Below are 232 nucleotides of genomic sequence, written 5' to 3' on the forward strand. Positions count from 1 at the left end.
GCCCAGTACGATTACTGGAGCGATCAGGTACGGCGGTCGGTATTGATCGATTCCGGAGCGGATATCCTGCTGTACGGCAACGCTGAACGGGCATTGGTGGATCTAACCCACAAACTGGCCGAAGGGCGCGATATCAAGGATATTATCGACCTGCGTGGTACCGCCATTTTGCGTGATGCCGCGCCACAAGGCTGGACTGAAATCGACTCAACCCGCATCGACTGGCCGGGGA

1 pseudogene is annotated in these 232 nt (G+C 57.3%); it reads left to right on the forward strand.

The window, feature by feature from the left end:
- Positions 1 to 232: pseudogene (locus Q4563_RS22965) on the forward strand (YgiQ family radical SAM protein); the annotation flags it as partial.

The sequence above is a fragment of the Gilvimarinus sp. 1_MG-2023 genome (assembly GCF_030548285.1).